Source organism: Pseudomonas sp. GM102 (assembly GCF_000282555.1).
Classification (GTDB): Bacteria; Pseudomonadota; Gammaproteobacteria; order Pseudomonadales; family Pseudomonadaceae; genus Aquipseudomonas.
The window spans coordinates 1-14606 of sequence record NZ_AKJB01000090.1 but is presented as its reverse complement, the minus strand read 5'-3'; the positions used below and the strand labels follow the sequence as shown (position 1 = coordinate 14606).

Here is a 14606-nt window from a genome sequence, read left to right as displayed (position 1 = left end):
CCCGAGCTTGAGTTCACCCCTTCAATGTAGCTGACAGTGTGGGAAGTGCTGAGAAAGCCTTCCCAGGCTTGACTGCGCCTATTCAGAAAACCGCTAGCCACTCGCAACCCTTCTGGAGTTCCCCCATGAAAGTGCTTGAGCGCCTGTCATTCTCTGGCAAATTCGTCTTGCTCGGCTTGCTAGCCGTAACCCTTATTGCCATTCCAACCAGCCTCTACGTGCTCGGCGCCTATCAGAATAGCTCCCAGACAAACCAGGAGCTTCGCGGCATCCGGCCGGTGCAGGCATTGCTCCAGCTGATCCATTTGACGCAGCAACATCGCGATTTGTCATCCGTCGTGCTGGGCGGCAACCGGACTTTCCACGAGGCTCGTTTGAACAAGCAGGCCGAGGTGGATCAAGCCTTCGAGGCAACCGAGCGCGTGTTACAGGAGGCCAAGGTCAGCCCTGACATCCTGGCTGCCTGGGGGCGGGCGCAGCAACAATGGCGTGAGCTGGCCGGCGAAGTGGGCCAGACCACAATCAAAGGTTCGCAGAGTCTGGCCCGGCATAGCCAGTTGATCGCAGCCTATCTGCTGATCGAGGACGCAATGCTCGATCACTTCAAACTGTCCCTTGATCCAGTGTTAGGGACGTACTCATTGATGGCGGGCGCCTTGATCGAGTTGCCGCAAGCCACCGAGTTGTTGGGTCAGTTGCGTGGTGCCGGCGGCCTGTATCTGGCGCAGGGTCGGATCCTGCCTGAGCAACAAGGTGCGCTGCGTGGCTTGGCCACCCAGGCGCTGAGCAGCGTTGACAAGGCGGCACGTGCCTTGACCAAGGCGAGTGCCGCCGAGCCGGAGCTCAAGGCTCTGCTGGAAGCGCCGCTAACGGCACTAGGTCCGCAAATCCGGCAGGCGCTTGAACTCAGCAATGCGAGATTGGTGTCGGCCGTCGAAATGGATATGGATTTCGCGCCCGGCGCAAGCCCCGCAGGAAATAGCGAGCCTACCGATGCCTTGTACGCGCTTAAGCTCAATTATCCGGTCGGCGAGTACCTGACTGCTTACAACAAACCGGTTGATGCCTTGTATGCCCTTGGCCACTCAGCGCTGACGGGGCTCGATGAAGCGCTGATGAAACGCCGCGACAGTGATCGGGAGAGACTTATCCTGATGTCTGCAGGTTTGCTGGTGCTGCTGTTAGCTGGCGGCACCTTGGCCACATTGATCGTGCTGCGCTTGCTTAAACAGTTGGCCATTGCCATGTCGGCAGCCGAGCGTATCGCCAAGGGTGACCTGACCCAGCCACTGATTATCGTTGGCATGGATGAAGCGGCGCGCCTGCTGCAAGCGCTTGAGCGCATGCAAATGAACCTGCGCAGTACCGTCAGGCAGGTGTTGAGCTCTTCCGAGCGACTGGCCACGACCTCCGCTCAGTTGAGTGCCGTGACCGATGACGCCACCCGTGGCGTGCGACGCCAGAGCACCGAACTCGATCAGGCGGCCAGTGCCGTGACCCAAATGACTGGCGCGATCGAAGACGTGGCGCGCAACGCCGCCTGGGCCTCAGAGGTTTCCCAGGCAGCAGACCAGCGCTCGCGTCAGGGTCAGGAGAGCGTCTGCCGTACTGTCGGTGCCATCGAATCGTTGACTGAGGATATCGAGGATACCGCGGGGGCCCTGCAGGCCCTGGCAGGCCAGATAGGTGATATCGGCTCGGTGTTGGATGTGATTCGCGGCATTGCCGAGCAAACGAATCTGCTCGCGCTGAATGCGGCGATCGAGGCGGCTCGCGCGGGCGAAAGCGGACGGGGCTTCGCCGTGGTGGCCGACGAGGTCCGGGCCTTGGCGCAACGAACCCAGGAGTCGACCAAGCAGATTGAGAGCATCATCGGCTCAGTGCAAAAAAGCAGTCACGGCACGCTGCGAGCCATGCAAAGCAGTAATGGTAAGACCCGGGAAACCCTGGAGGTCGCCCGTGCGGCAGGCGCAGTGCTGAATGCCATCGTAGACGACATCGCCCAGATCAATGAACGCAATCTGTGTATTGCAAGTGCCACCGAAGAGCAATCCCATGTTGCCCGTGAGGTGGACCGCAACCTGCTCAATATCCGTGATGTTTCCCAACAGGTCTCGGCCGGGGCCAATCAGAGTCAGGCCTCTAGCCGGGAACTCGCGGGCCTGGCCAGCGAGTTGAATCGCATGGTCAAGCATTTCATCGTCTGACCGAGTTCGTCGTGTTCGATCATCACAAACCAACAGTAGAGCCTGCCGTCGAATCCTGATTTTCAGCATTCAAGGCTGCAGGAACGGCGCTTTCAGCATCCTCGTCTGTGACGACCCAATAGACTGAAGGCTGTCTCGGAACAGGACTCGACCATGCTCAAGAATCGCCTGAAAGACCCCAGCCTGCTGGTAGAACTCGCTTACATCGACGGTCAGTGGATCAGCGCCGACAACGCCGCCACCCTTGACGTCATCGACCCGGCCAGCGGCCAGTTGCTCGCTCGTGTACCCGCGATGCAAGGCAGCGAAAGCCGACGCGCCATCGAAGCCGCCGAACGCGCCTGGCCAGTATGGCGCGCACGCCCGGCGGCGGAACGGGCGGCGCTGCTTGAGCGCTGGTATCAGGCCATGATCGATAACCTTGACGATTTGGCGATGATCATGACCTGCGAACAGGGCAAGCCGCTGAATGAAGCCAAGGGTGAAATTCGCTACGGTGCCGGCTTCGTCAAATGGTTCGCCGAAGAAGCCCGACGGGTCTACGGTGAAACCATACCGGCACCCAGCGGCGATCGCCGTTTGCTCACGCTCAAGCAGCCGGTCGGGGTCTGCGCCGCCATCACGCCGTGGAATTTCCCCAATGCGATGATCACCCGCAAGTGCGCGCCGGCTCTGGCTGCCGGATGTACGATCATTGTCAAACCCTCGGACCTGACCCCGCTGTCGGCCCTGGCGCTGGCCGTGCTCGCCGAACGGGTCGGCATTCCGTCCGGCGTGTTCAACGTAGTGACCGGCATGCCCGCCGGCATCGGCGAAGAACTGACCGGCAACCCGGCGGTGCGCAAGATCTCCTTTACCGGATCCACCGCTGTCGGTCGGCTGCTGATGCGTCAGAGCGCCGAACACATCAAGCGCTTGAGCCTGGAGTTGGGCGGCAACGCACCGTTCATTGTGTTCGACGACGCTGACCTTGAGCAGGCAGTGGCCGGCATCATGCTCAGCAAGTTCCGCAACGCCGGCCAGACCTGCGTTTGCGCCAACCGGATTCTGGTGCAGGACGGTATTTACGAACGCTTCGCCCAGCGCCTGGTAGAAGAGGTGGGCAAGCTCAAGGTCGGCAACGGCCTGGACGCCGACGTCAGCATCGGCCCGCTGATCAACGCGGCGGCGGTGACCAAGGTTGCCCGGCACATCGATGATGCCCTGAGCCTGGGCGCGCGTTTGCTCTGTGGCGGTATCCCCGAGGGCGACAGCCAGTTCGTCCAGCCGACGGTGCTCGGTGAGGCCCATGCCGGAATGTTGCTGGCCAACGAAGAAACCTTCGGCCCGGTTGCACCGCTGATGCGCTTTACCACGGAGGAAGAGGCACTGACCTTGGCCAATGCCACACCTTATGGCTTGGGCGCCTATTTCTTCACCCAGGACTTGCGCCGTTCATGGCGGTTCGGCGAGGCGCTGGAGTTCGGCATGATCGGTCTCAACACCGGGCTCATTTCCATGGAAGTCGCCCCATTCGGCGGTATCAAGCAATCGGGCCTGGGCCGTGAAGGCAGCAAGTACGGCCTGGATGAATACCTTGAAGTCAAAGCCTTCCACATCGGTGGGCTGTGATCCGGACACCGTTTGAACAGGACATTGAGGAGCCACGATTGATGAGCAAACCATTCAGAATCGCCGCGATTGCCGGCGATGGTATCGGCAAGGAAGTCTTGCCTGAAGGGCTGCGGGTACTGGAGCAGGCCGCGAAGAAATGGCAACTGGATTTGAGCATCGAGGTGCTCGACTGGGCTCACTGCGATTACTACCTGGAACACGGGCAGATGATGCCCGATGACTGGTTCGAACAACTCAAGGGCTTCGACGCGATTTACTTTGGCGCAGTAGGCTGGCCGGATAAAGTGCCGGATCACATTTCCCTTTGGGGTTCGCTGCTGAAGTTTCGCCGTGACTTCGACCAATACGTGAACATCCGTCCTGTGCGGCTGTTTCCCGGTGTGCCGTGTCCGCTGGCCGGACGCGAAGCGGGGGACATCGATTTCGTGGTGATCCGCGAAAACACCGAGGGCGAATATTCCTCGGTCGGCGGCAAGATGTTCGAAGGCACCGAGCATGAGTTCGTGCTGCAAGAGTCGGTGTTCACCCGGCGCGGCGTGGACCGGATTCTCAAGTTCGCTTTCGACCTGGCCCAGACCCGGCCGCGCAAGCGCCTGACGGCGGCGACCAAATCCAACGGGATTTCCATCAGCATGCCGTACTGGGACGAGCGCACTGCATTGATGGCTGCAAAGTACCCGGACGTCACTTGGGACAAGCAACACATCGACATTCTGTGCGCGCGGTTTGTGCTGCAGCCGGATCGTTTCGATGTGGTCGTGGCGTCGAATTTGTTCGGCGACATTCTGTCCGACCTGGGGCCGGCCTGCGCCGGTACCATCGGCATCGCGCCTTCGGCCAACCTCGATCCCGAGCGCCGTTTTCCGTCGCTGTTCGAACCGGTCCACGGCTCGGCCCCGGATATCTATGGGCAGAACATCGCCAACCCGGTTGCGATGATCTGGTCCGGTGCGCTGATGCTGGACTTCCTGGGCAATGGCGATGAGCGTTATCGCGCAGCCCACGACGGAATTCTGCAGGCGATCGAGCAGGTTATCGCCCAAGGGCCGATCACTCCCGATCTGGGAGGGCAGGGCTCGACCCAGGATGTTGGTATGGCGATCGCCGCATTGCTTTGAGCCGAGGCAACAACTGCTCGGCAGGAAGCTTTATTCATTCTGTCTCACCCTTTTAGCCCGTCTCACTGCGGGCTTTTTTTTCGCGCGCAAACCCCCCTCTGATAGTCTCTGCTCATTGTGGCCTGCTGGGCGTCTGCGCAGGTGAAACCGTTGCGAACGGCTCTTTCTGTTGCGAAGGATCAGCGAAGAGGAATCAAAGGAATGTGGAGGGCGTTGCGCGAGGGCGTCTTGCCCGGAATGATCTCAACGGGTTAGTTGATGTACCCAGGTACTTCGGTGAGGCGGGTAGCTGGGTTATACCTGGCTCAATGCTTTGGCTTACTCTTCATGCAACGTCTCGACAAGGTCTGGCGGAGTTGGAAGGAGATGAAAGCATTGAGCGCATGGCAATGTCGTTGATGGGGTGGGCGGGCTAGCTGCTTGCAACCACTTGCCGCAGTGCCTCGACGAAGCGGCACAGATCGCTCTTCTGCGTGTAGATGCTCGGCGATACCCGAAGTCCGCTTATGTGTCTGATCTGGCGGAACTTGACATGCACCTTGTGGGTTTTTCGAAGTTTCTGCTCAACCCATCGAGCATCGCATTGATCGATAGAGAACAGGCTTACTGCGCCCAGCTCGACGGTATCAAGTGGTGTGTGGAGCTTGAAACCGGGAATGTCTTTGGCGAGGTCAACCCAGTAGCGGGTCAGCTCCTGAAGACGCGCGTGAATGGCTCGCGTGCCGATTTGCGCATGGAAACGGATAGCCGGAGCAATGCCCGCTTGTATCGCCGAGTTGTAGGTGCCGAGATTCCAGTGGTCGAACTTGTCGATCTGGAGCGGCGGAGGGTCGAAAGGCCCCAGCAACGGCCAAGTGCTGTCGATTCGCTCGCGCCTGACAATGAGCATGCCATTGCCGACCGGCGCACCGAGCCATTGTGGAGGCTGGTGACGAAGTAGTCGCAATCCAGTTCGCGGAAGCTGAGCGGCATCTGCGCAAACGTCTGGGCACCGTCCACCACCGTGATGATCGCTTGCGCCCGGGCTAGGGCACAGATGCGCTTGACCGGCAGGGCTCGCCCGGTCCAGTGCAACATGTGGGTCAGCTGGATCACCCGGGTACGCGGGGTAATTGCCTGCGCATAAGCTTGCACGATGACATTCTCATCGGCCATCAGGTCGAAGTCGACGGTCACCACTTCGATGCCTTCGCGCTCCTGACGCTGCAACCATCCGGCTATTACGCTTGGATAGTCCCACAGTGAGATCAGCACCTGGTCGCCGGCCTTCAAAGGAATGCCGAAGATGGCTGTCGACAAGCCCTCGGATGAGTTGCGGTTCAGGGCAATCTCATCGGGATCGCAATCAGCCATGTCAGCCAACTGTTGTTTGATCGCAGGAAGCTCTGCATCGAGCTTGCTCCACATATTGACGTCCGGGTTCTGGCTGATCAGCCGATAGGCATCGATTACAGCCTGCTCTACTACCAGTGGCGGCGGACTCACGGCCGCGTTGTTCAGGTTCAACAGGGGACGCTGCTCTGGATAAGCTGCGCACACGCGCTCCCAAAATGCTTCCCCAGCGACGGACTTGTCGGACATCAGCTGCATTTCCATTCCCGTTTCTCACCTCTGTTTGAATTGTTGACTGGAGCTTGGGCACTAGGGATTAGTATTTTTTTACCGAGTCTTCGAGCGTGCGCGCCTGAGCGTCAATGGGCGGGTCCCTGGGCTCCTCGGTGACTGGCGTATCGTCGCCCATGGATTTGCGGAACCCTCTGATCGTGTCGCCGATATCCGCCCCCAGGCCTTTCAGGCGCCTGGTTCCGAACAGCATCACCACGATCAACAGGATGATCAGGAGTTTTCCGGTACTGAAGCCGCCTAATCCCATTGTCTGTACTCCGCAAGGATTGATCGGTTTTGTGTGGGGCCGGCGGAGGAAAATTCATCCGCCGGCGTTAATGCGGATCGAGTTATTTGACGACGTAAAACTTGCGCACATACACGCTGCTACTCCAGGCACAGGGGGCACCTCGAGGCACGAACACCGTATCGCCAGTGTTGACCGTCAGATGGGTCCCATCCGCAATCTGGAGGGTGACGCTGCCTTCGAGCAGGTGCATCAGTTCATGCAGCATGTGCGGCCTCGCCTTGCGGGTATAGGGTGTCGAGTCCCAGACGCCGATGCGCAGGTTGGTCGCTTTTTCGACAAACACATTGTGCGAGCGACATTGCGGTGCCGGACTTAGCAGAATTTCCGCATCCGGTGCTGCCGAGGGAGAGAGCAGGGTTAGAGGAGGGAGCGCCGTGAGCCCGGTTTGGCGCTCCTCAACGAGCTGGGTATCCGCGCAGAATGCCCAGAGAGAATCGGGTTGTGCCTCGACCTGAATCGATGTCCCCCGGGCAATCACCGCGCTATCACCAGGATTGAGTTGGAGCGTGCCATCTTGGCTCTGCAGGGTGACATGTCCCGCGTGTACCACGATCATTTCGCTGTAGGGATAGTCATCGACGCTGAATTGTCCGCTCGCCTGGATCACGCCGGCAGCAATGTCATCCGGCCCGACATAAGCAATATGCCTGTCGAAAGGATCGTTGGCGCCCAACGAGCCGGGAGTAAATTTTGTTAGAACGGGACTGTCGTCGGCGTGTGCCAACAGCACTGCAGTGGGCTCTAGCATGAAGGTGTTTCTCCAGGAAAATGCAGCGTGTTGCGTTGGATGTAACGGAGGGGGTTATCAGCCGATGGCCTGAGTCACCAGGGCAAACTGGTGCACTGCGCCGATCACCTGCGGTGGGGTACCGCGAGCCATTTGTGCGACGGTGTCGACGTGCTTCAGCCCGGACTCTTCCAGCCAAGGGACCAGACCGCTGTCGGACGGTATATCCATGCGTACGAAGGCGTCCGGTACTTGGGCCAACAACACCGCGATCAAGTGTTTGGCCTGCTCTGGATTTTCTGCGATGACCGGGCCGATACAGCGACCACGGCCGAATGGGCGCAGCAGGGCGAAAGCGCGCAGTTGACCATCACGCTCGATACCGACCGAGTGTTCGACAATATCGAACAGATCCTTGAGCACGGCGTCTCGGTCCAGGCCGCTGCCGGCGTTGGCCAGTTCAATCTGGACGCTCCGATCGGCTTCGGTCAGCGGACGGCAGCGCTCACCCGCTGGCAAATCATTGGGTACTGGGGGCAGCGCATGCCCCTGATGTTGTTGAATATGCCCAAAGTCAACGAACCCCTGGCTGGCATAAAGCGGGGCACCGGCCAGCGTTGCATTGAGTATGGCGGTGCGCGATCCGCAAGCCTCAAGTGCCAGTTCCATCAGCTTGCGACCTATACCCTGGCCCTGGTACTCATCACTGACGATCACCAGGCCGATAGTGGCGTAATCTCCCTGCGCACAGGTGAACGCAGTACCGATCAGGCGGCCTTGGTCTTCCACGACAAAACCTTGCGCGATGCGCTGCAACATGGCCCATTCTTCCAGGCGGTGGGGCCACTTCAACTGTACGGACAAGGCGTGGGCCGACGCCACATCGGCCGAGGTCATGGGGCGATAGGTATAAGCAGGGCGTTGCGAAATGGACATGACAGGTCTCCAGTGACAGGGAGCGTAATCGGTCGGATTTCTCCGCGGAAAGTATTGGTATCTCACCTGCGGCGAGGCCTGACAAGAGGTCCCTATTGATTCGGTAGATTCTTAAAGCGGCAGCTCTGTAGGCCACATTTACTGCTCAAATGACAAGCAGGATCGGCAGCAAATACTGGATCGACTTTCAGGATGCAGGCCAAAGCAAATGCACTTCTGATGGGGAGATTGCTTAAAAAAAAGGCGCCCGGATGGGCGCCTCAAGGCTAAGGGAGCGAGGAGCAGACCTTCAATTAAACCGGCCGGTCCACAGGTAAAACCGGCCAGGGCCAAACGTTACAGAATGCTCAGCGGATACTCGATGATCAGGCGGACCTCGTCGATATCGCTCTCGAACGAGGTTGCGCGGTGTGTAGCCTGGCGCAGGCGGAAGGACAGGTCCTTGGCGGCCCCTTCCTGGACCACGTATTTTGCTTCCAGGTCACGCTCCCACTCCTTCTGGTCGTCACCCACCTTGTTGGCATAGGCACCGTTCGGATCGGCCTTGGTGCCATCGATTTGATCACCTTTGACATAGCGGGTCATGAAGCTCAGCCCCGGTATGCCGAACGTAGCCATATTCAGGTCATAACGAGCCTGGATGGAACGCTCGTTGGGGGCGTTGAAGTCGGAATACTGAATCGAGTTGGCCAGCCAGATCGAGTCCACGCCTATGTAGTCGAAGTACTCGTCGCCATCGATTTTCTGATAAGCCAGGGTGAGCTTGTGGGCGCCGAAGGCATAGGCAGCCTTGGCCGACCAGCTCGTGGTGTCCAACTTGCCGGCACGCGCATCGCCTTGGTCCTCGGTCTTATAGACCGTCAAACCAAAATTCAGCGATTGCTGGTCAGCCAGCGGAATCGTATAAGAAGCACTGCCGAAGTGCTGACGCCAGACATTGAGGGCCTCACTGGTGTACGCCATCAGACTGAGGTTGTTGTTGACTTTATAGGTGCCGCCAATGAAGTCGACACTGTCAGCTTCGGTCCCCCCGTATGTGGTGAACAGCCCGTCATCGGAGTTGGTCGAGGCTCGATTGTTGAACGCTGTGAAATGACCTGCTTCGAAAGAGAAGGCGTCGAACTCTTTGCTCGACAGTTGGAAGCCGGTAGCTGTTTCCGGCAGCAAGCGGTTGTCGCCGGTGGCGAATACCGGAGCAGTGGGGCGTTGTTCACCGTACTTCAGCACTGTAGAGGAAATGCGCATCTTCACTGCGCCGCCGATCTCGCCGTAGCTATCCGGCACTTCAGCTTCGGCGGTGCGGTTGTTGCTGATCGGCAGCAGCCCGTTGCCAGCCCGGCCACGGCCGGTGTCCAGCTTGACCCCACCGTAGGCGAAGGCATCGGTGCCGAAACCGATGGTGCCCTGGGTGAAACCGGAGGCGAAGTTGAGCATGGCCCCTTGTGCCCATTCCTCCCGATAGCCATTGCGCTCGCTGGCCGGCTTGGAGCCGTTGGTACCTTGGCTATTGCTGCCGCCATTACGGAAGTCGCGATTCATATAGAAATTACGATTGAGCAACCCGAGGCTGCTGTCTTCAATGAAACCATCGGCTTCTTGTTGCTGACCAGCTATTGCCAGTTGCGTGGTGGCGGCAATGACAGCCAAGGAGAGAGAGCTTAGTTTTGCGATGTTCATCGCTTACTCCATTAGTTCTTATTAGTGTTCGTTGCCTGCACGGCAAGCAACGCTCTTACGGCTGCTCAGGTAAACCTCTGCGAAGTTAACTCGGGAGAGTCCTGTCGATCAGCGTCTTGCAGTGGACTTGACCAGCAGCCGGGCTCCGCAGCGGAGGCTGTATCGCAGTTACGGCGAGACCTGACAATGGGGGGCAGTCAATTCGGTAGATTGCATAAGTTGCGGCTTGACGGGCCGCAATTACTACTCAAACGAGGGGAGAGATCAGCAGCAAATGTCGGCTTGTTTTTTGGGGGGGGATGCGCAGAAACAGCAAATGGGATGAACAACAGGTCTGTTTTGTATAACGCCAGATTTACCTCGCAGAAGTAAAAAAATCTGGCGCCGGTTGGTTGTTACCGGTGGGTTGGTAGTCGTTGGTCAGTAACTTCGCTCGCGGTCTACCTGGCCAAGCATTGCCTCGCCACGTTGATGACGGCGGATATTCTCCAGCAACACGCTAAACGCACTTTCCGGTTGGGTCATCGCAGCGATATGCGGTGTCAGCAATATCTGCGGATGGTGCCAGAAGGGATGGTCCGGCGCCGCCGGCTCCTGTTCCAGCACGTCTAGCACCGCCGCGCTGAGTTGACCGCTGGCCAAAGCCTCAAGCAGATCCTCTTCTATCAGGTGCCCACCCCTTCCCATGTTGATCAAGGCAGCGCCTTTGGGCAGGTGCTGGAATAACTGACGGTTGAGAATCCCTTTAGTCTGCTCGGTCAATGGCAGGACACAAAGCACTATGTCGCACTGGCCGAGGAACGCTGGAAGTTGCTCGGCACCTGCAAAGCAGTCCACCCCGGCAATGTGATGCTCGCTACGTGCCCAGCCCGATAGGGCGAACCCAAAGGTCTGCAAGGTGGCCAGAATCTGTTGAGCCTGGGTACCGAGGCCCATAACACCTACCCGACGTTTAGCTGCCGGCTGTAGCAAGTGAGCCTGCCAGCACCGAGCTATTTGTTGCTGGCGATAACGGAGCATATCCCGATGCAGGCTGAGCACCGCAAAACTGGCGTACTCGCACATACCCCGGGTGATGCTTGGGTCGAGTAAACGTACCACGGGCAGGCTCGTTGGCAGGCGGTCAAGGTCAAGTTGGTCGACCCCGGCTGACAAGGCGAACAGTACCTGCAGGTTTGGCAACAATGTTTCGAGATCGTCCGGCGCCTGCCAGGCCGCCAGGTAGCGAATATCCTTCGGATCGCCGATGTCCGGCCAGGCACGCCATTCGATATCTGGAGCGTGTTCAGCGAATAGACGCTTCCATTGTTCGCCGCGCACCGGGTCAGCTTTATAGAGCAGGGCCATGGGTAACTTCTCGCATTAGATAGGGAGTATCCAGCATGCCCGAGTGGCAGAGCAGGATATGTCGAAAGAATCTGCTTAAACGCATAACGTTGCGTTGTATGGGGCGCATGTCGGCAGATTCCTTGGGGACAGCAACAGCTGAAGGATTCTGCTGTTTACGGGGGTGAAAACAGTCGATCCGAATTTCTCAGAGGCCAAGTTCGGCTTAGACAATTGCGTCGAAAGCTTAACCTTTGGAACACATTGCAGCCGTTTCCCGGTTGCCAGGTTCACTATGGGAGATGCCATGAACAGTAAAGTCGAAGAAACACCGAGTTTGCTCCGTCAGCGTGATCAATTCGTGCCACGGGGTTTGGTTACAGCACACCCGCTGGTCATCGACCGGGCCCAGGGTTCTGAAGTGTGGGACGTGGACGGCACGCGCTACCTGGACTTCGTCGGCGGCATTGGCGTTTTGAACATCGGTCATAATCACCCGAAGGTGGTTGCGGCAGTGCAGACCCAATTGCAAAAGATCAGCCATGCTTGCTTCCAGGTAGTGGCCTACAAACCCTACATCGACCTGGTACAGCGTTTGTGCGAGTTGGTGGGTGGTCAAGAAGCCTACAAGGCGGCGCTGTTTACGTCCGGTGCGGAGGCTGTGGAGAATGCGGTGAAGATCGCTCGCGCACATACTAATCGTCCCGCCGTTATCTCCTTTCGTGGCGGTTTTCATGGTCGTACTTTACTGGGTACGACCCTGACTGGCATGAGCCAACCCTATAAGCAGAACTTCGGGCCCTTCGCGCCCGAAGTTTTCCATACCCCATACCCTAACGCCTATCGCGGTTTCAGCAGCGAGATGGCGCTGCAAGCCCTGAACGAATTGCTGGCGACCCAAGTCACTCCGGATCGGGTAGCGGCGATCATCATCGAGCCGGTGCAGGGCGACGGAGGCTTCCTTTCCGCGCCGCCGGAATTTCTCCAGGCGCTGCGGGCTCTGACCGAACAACATGGCATCGTGCTCATTCTCGATGAAATTCAGACCGGTTTCGGCCGTACCGGCAAATGGTTCGGTTTTCAGCACGCCGGGATTCAGCCGGATCTGGTCACCGTCGCCAAGAGCTTGGCCGGTGGTTTGCCAATATCGGGTGTGGTGGGTCGTGCGCACATCATGGACGCGCCATTACCCGGCGGTCTCGGCGGTACCTACGGCGGTAACGCCCTGGCTTGTGCGGCCGCGTTGGCAGTGATCGAAACTTACGAACAGGATCAGTTGCTCGAGCGTGGTGAGGTATTGGGCGAGCGGCTGCGTCAAGGCCTGCTGCGCTTGCAGGCATCTCACCCTCGTATTGGCGACGTGCGCGGTACTGGCTTCATGCTGGCAATCGAATTGATCAAAGACGATGAGGCCCGCAGCCCCGATGCAGAACTCACCCAACAACTGATCGATCAGGCCAGGATAGGCGGGCTGTTGGTGATTAAATGTGGGGTGTACCGCAATGTGCTGCGCTTCCTGGCTCCGTTGGTAACCGAAGAGAATCAGATTGACGAAGCGTTGACGATTCTTGAAGCCGCATTGTTACGAGTGTTGGATTAATCTCAGGTCTCGGTTGGCGCAATGTAGCAATGCGCCGACCGAGGGCATTTAGAACACATGGATTGATGAATGCATCATGGGAGGCTACACACCATGCACCTGACTGATTATCGTGCACTGCTGATCGATTGCGATGAAGTTCTGGTCGATCGGGATTCCGGTATCTGGACGGCCCTGCAACCGTTGCTGGAAAACCATCGGGGCACGCTGGGCAGGGAAGAGGTATTGGCAGAGTTTGACGAGGCGGTGCGCACGCTCTATCCACGTTTTTCCGAGTTGGGGTTCAGTGGCTTGTTGTGCTTCGCCCATCGCCAGTTGGCAGAGCGGTTTGGGCTCGAGGCCAGTTGGGAGGAGGGTATGAGATTCGCCCGGTCGGTGGGCAACTGGTCGCTGTTCGAGGACGCGCCCGGCGCCATGTTGTATCTGCGCAAGTTCTATCGGCTGCTGGTGTACTGCGATCGTGATGCCGAGGATCGCGAACAGCTCTGCGAGCGTTTGGGGATTGTGCCCGAAGACCTGCATGCCCGAGCCAGTAATCCATTGGAGGACGGCGAATGGTTGCTGGCCAACAATCTGGAGCCCAAAAATATTCTGCAGGTTTCCCGACCTCCTGCGCAGTCGCCAAAAGAGGCTGGTTTGTGCCTGATCTGTCGTGACCATGGAGATGCTACCCAGCAATATCCTGCGGATTTTTACATCAACAGCATGGCCGATCTGGTCACTCAGCATCAGCAATCTTTGCGCCGCTGATTTTGCTATAACCTCTGTCTATCTGAACGGCAATCAAGAGGTACGCGATGGAAGGTTTAATCAAGCTGGACAGAATTGATATCAGTATCCTGGTTGAACTGCAAAAAGACGGCCGTATGACCAACGTCAGCCTGGCCGATGCGGTAGGCCTGTCGTCCAGCCCATGCTTACAACGGGTCAAGCGGCTTGAGTCGGCCGGCTATATTTCCGGGTATAGAGCCCATCTCAATCTTGCCAAAATCACCGACTCAGTCACGGTATTTACCGAGATCACGCTCAGCGACCACAAGCGGGAGGACTTCGCCAAGTTCGAGTCCAATATCCGCTTGGTCGATGAGGTGCTCGAGTGCCACTTGATTAGCGGCGGTTACGATTATCTGGTGCGTTTCATGACCTGCAGCATCCAGCACTATCAGGAAGTGATTGAAGGTCTGCTGGACAAGAACATCGGTATATCCAAGTACTTCAGTTACATCGTGATTAAATCGCCGGTGCTGAAAGATGGGGTCCCGCTTCGCAAGTTATTGCGTCACTGATGCCTCCCAGGTCAATTGGATCAGACGAAGTAAGAAGTAGTACGAAGTTAAGATCCATATTGCTCAGCTGCTTCCAGACATGACTTGTCGTTAAAAGAGCACAACACCATCACGGGTGCTTGAGACGTCGGCTATAGCGCTTGCGAGCCGAGCACGTTTAATCAGTGCAAAACATTTAACAAAAACAACTATTCACCGAG

The 14606-nt window shown here is 58.0% G+C and carries 12 protein-coding genes and 1 pseudogene; 6 read left to right on the top strand and 7 right to left on the bottom strand.

The features are described 5' to 3' along the window. The first annotated feature begins 125 nt into the window (after positions 1 to 125). From PMI18_RS07530 to PMI18_RS07540, 3 genes are all read left to right on the top strand, one after another. Positions 126 to 2207, top strand: a complete 2082-nt coding sequence (locus tag PMI18_RS07530) for a methyl-accepting chemotaxis protein (protein WP_007904403.1) — start codon at positions 126 to 128, stop codon at positions 2205 to 2207. Positions 2208 to 2360: 153 nt separating this feature from the next. Beyond that, complete coding sequence (locus PMI18_RS07535) at positions 2361 to 3818, top strand: NAD-dependent succinate-semialdehyde dehydrogenase (protein WP_007904402.1); 1458 nt, start codon at positions 2361 to 2363, stop codon at positions 3816 to 3818. A 41-nt stretch (positions 3819 to 3859) separates the two neighbouring features. After that, a complete protein-coding gene (locus PMI18_RS07540; RefSeq protein WP_007904401.1) occupies positions 3860 to 4939 on the top strand; it encodes a tartrate dehydrogenase in 1080 nt (359 codons plus the stop codon). Between the two features lie 412 nt (positions 4940 to 5351). On the opposite strand, the gene PMI18_RS31755 is transcribed toward PMI18_RS07540, so the two are convergent. The 7 genes and pseudogenes from PMI18_RS31755 to PMI18_RS07565 all read right to left on the bottom strand — a co-directional run bounded on the left by PMI18_RS31755 (position 5352) and on the right by PMI18_RS07565 (position 11541). Beyond that, the gene (locus tag PMI18_RS31755) at positions 5352 to 5828 is read right to left on the bottom strand and encodes an aminotransferase class V-fold PLP-dependent enzyme (RefSeq protein ID WP_274517921.1); all 477 of its coding nucleotides are present in this window, start codon (positions 5826 to 5828) and stop codon (positions 5352 to 5354) included. Positions 5829 to 5917: 89 nt separating this feature from the next. Continuing rightward, positions 5918 to 6520, bottom strand: a pseudogene (locus PMI18_RS31750) (aminotransferase class V-fold PLP-dependent enzyme); the annotation flags it as partial. A 67-nt stretch (positions 6521 to 6587) separates the two neighbouring features. Next, complete coding sequence (gene tatA / locus PMI18_RS07545; protein WP_007904399.1) at positions 6588 to 6812, bottom strand: twin-arginine translocase TatA/TatE family subunit; 225 nt, start codon at positions 6810 to 6812, stop codon at positions 6588 to 6590. An 82-nt stretch (positions 6813 to 6894) separates the two neighbouring features. Then, positions 6895 to 7602, bottom strand: a complete 708-nt coding sequence (locus PMI18_RS07550; protein WP_007904392.1) for a cupin domain-containing protein — start codon at positions 7600 to 7602, stop codon at positions 6895 to 6897. A gap of 57 nt (positions 7603 to 7659) precedes the next feature. Beyond that, the gene (locus PMI18_RS07555; RefSeq protein WP_007904390.1) at positions 7660 to 8517 is read right to left on the bottom strand and encodes a GNAT family N-acetyltransferase; all 858 of its coding nucleotides are present in this window, start codon (positions 8515 to 8517) and stop codon (positions 7660 to 7662) included. Positions 8518 to 8853: 336 nt separating this feature from the next. Next, positions 8854 to 10194 carry an OprD family porin gene (locus tag PMI18_RS07560; RefSeq protein ID WP_007904388.1) on the bottom strand — a complete coding sequence of 447 codons (1341 nt, stop codon included), beginning with the start codon at positions 10192 to 10194 and terminating at the stop codon, positions 8854 to 8856. 420 nt (positions 10195 to 10614) lie between these two features. Continuing rightward, positions 10615 to 11541 carry a 2-hydroxyacid dehydrogenase gene (locus PMI18_RS07565; protein WP_007904387.1) on the bottom strand — a complete coding sequence of 309 codons (927 nt, stop codon included), beginning with the start codon at positions 11539 to 11541 and terminating at the stop codon, positions 10615 to 10617. A gap of 286 nt (positions 11542 to 11827) precedes the next feature. Here PMI18_RS07565 and gabT point away from each other — a divergent pair, with 286 nt between their 5' ends. The 3 genes from gabT to PMI18_RS07580 all read left to right on the top strand — a co-directional run bounded on the left by gabT (position 11828) and on the right by PMI18_RS07580 (position 14406). Further along, the gene (gabT, locus tag PMI18_RS07570) at positions 11828 to 13120 is read left to right on the top strand and encodes a 4-aminobutyrate--2-oxoglutarate transaminase (protein ID WP_007904385.1); all 1293 of its coding nucleotides are present in this window, start codon (positions 11828 to 11830) and stop codon (positions 13118 to 13120) included. 93 nt (positions 13121 to 13213) lie between these two features. After that, the gene (locus PMI18_RS07575; protein WP_007904383.1) at positions 13214 to 13870 is read left to right on the top strand and encodes an HAD family hydrolase; all 657 of its coding nucleotides are present in this window, start codon (positions 13214 to 13216) and stop codon (positions 13868 to 13870) included. A 47-nt stretch (positions 13871 to 13917) separates the two neighbouring features. Then, positions 13918 to 14406 carry an Lrp/AsnC family transcriptional regulator gene (locus PMI18_RS07580; RefSeq protein WP_007904381.1) on the top strand — a complete coding sequence of 163 codons (489 nt, stop codon included), beginning with the start codon at positions 13918 to 13920 and terminating at the stop codon, positions 14404 to 14406. Positions 14407 to 14606: the final 200 nt, after the last annotated feature.

What these genes read in the sequence shown, in the direction of transcription:
- PMI18_RS07530 (WP_007904403.1), top strand. Translation starts at nt 126, where the DNA reads ATGAAAGTGCTTGAGCGCCTGTCATTCTCTGGCAAATTCGTCTTGCTC.
- PMI18_RS07535 (WP_007904402.1), top strand. Translation starts at nt 2,361, where the DNA reads ATGCTCAAGAATCGCCTGAAAGACCCCAGCCTGCTGGTAGAACTCGCT.
- PMI18_RS07540 (WP_007904401.1), top strand. Translation starts at nt 3,860, where the DNA reads ATGAGCAAACCATTCAGAATCGCCGCGATTGCCGGCGATGGTATCGGC.
- PMI18_RS31755 (WP_274517921.1), bottom strand. Translation starts at nt 5,828, where the DNA reads ATGCTCATTGTCAGGCGCGAGCGAATCGACAGCACTTGGCCGTTGCTG.
- tatA (WP_007904399.1), bottom strand. Translation starts at nt 6,812, where the DNA reads ATGGGATTAGGCGGCTTCAGTACCGGAAAACTCCTGATCATCCTGTTG.
- PMI18_RS07550 (WP_007904392.1), bottom strand. Translation starts at nt 7,602, where the DNA reads ATGCTAGAGCCCACTGCAGTGCTGTTGGCACACGCCGACGACAGTCCC.
- PMI18_RS07555 (WP_007904390.1), bottom strand. Translation starts at nt 8,517, where the DNA reads ATGTCCATTTCGCAACGCCCTGCTTATACCTATCGCCCCATGACCTCG.
- PMI18_RS07560 (WP_007904388.1), bottom strand. Translation starts at nt 10,194, where the DNA reads ATGAACATCGCAAAACTAAGCTCTCTCTCCTTGGCTGTCATTGCCGCC.
- PMI18_RS07565 (WP_007904387.1), bottom strand. Translation starts at nt 11,541, where the DNA reads ATGGCCCTGCTCTATAAAGCTGACCCGGTGCGCGGCGAACAATGGAAG.
- gabT (WP_007904385.1), top strand. Translation starts at nt 11,828, where the DNA reads ATGAACAGTAAAGTCGAAGAAACACCGAGTTTGCTCCGTCAGCGTGAT.
- PMI18_RS07575 (WP_007904383.1), top strand. Translation starts at nt 13,214, where the DNA reads ATGCACCTGACTGATTATCGTGCACTGCTGATCGATTGCGATGAAGTT.
- PMI18_RS07580 (WP_007904381.1), top strand. Translation starts at nt 13,918, where the DNA reads ATGGAAGGTTTAATCAAGCTGGACAGAATTGATATCAGTATCCTGGTT.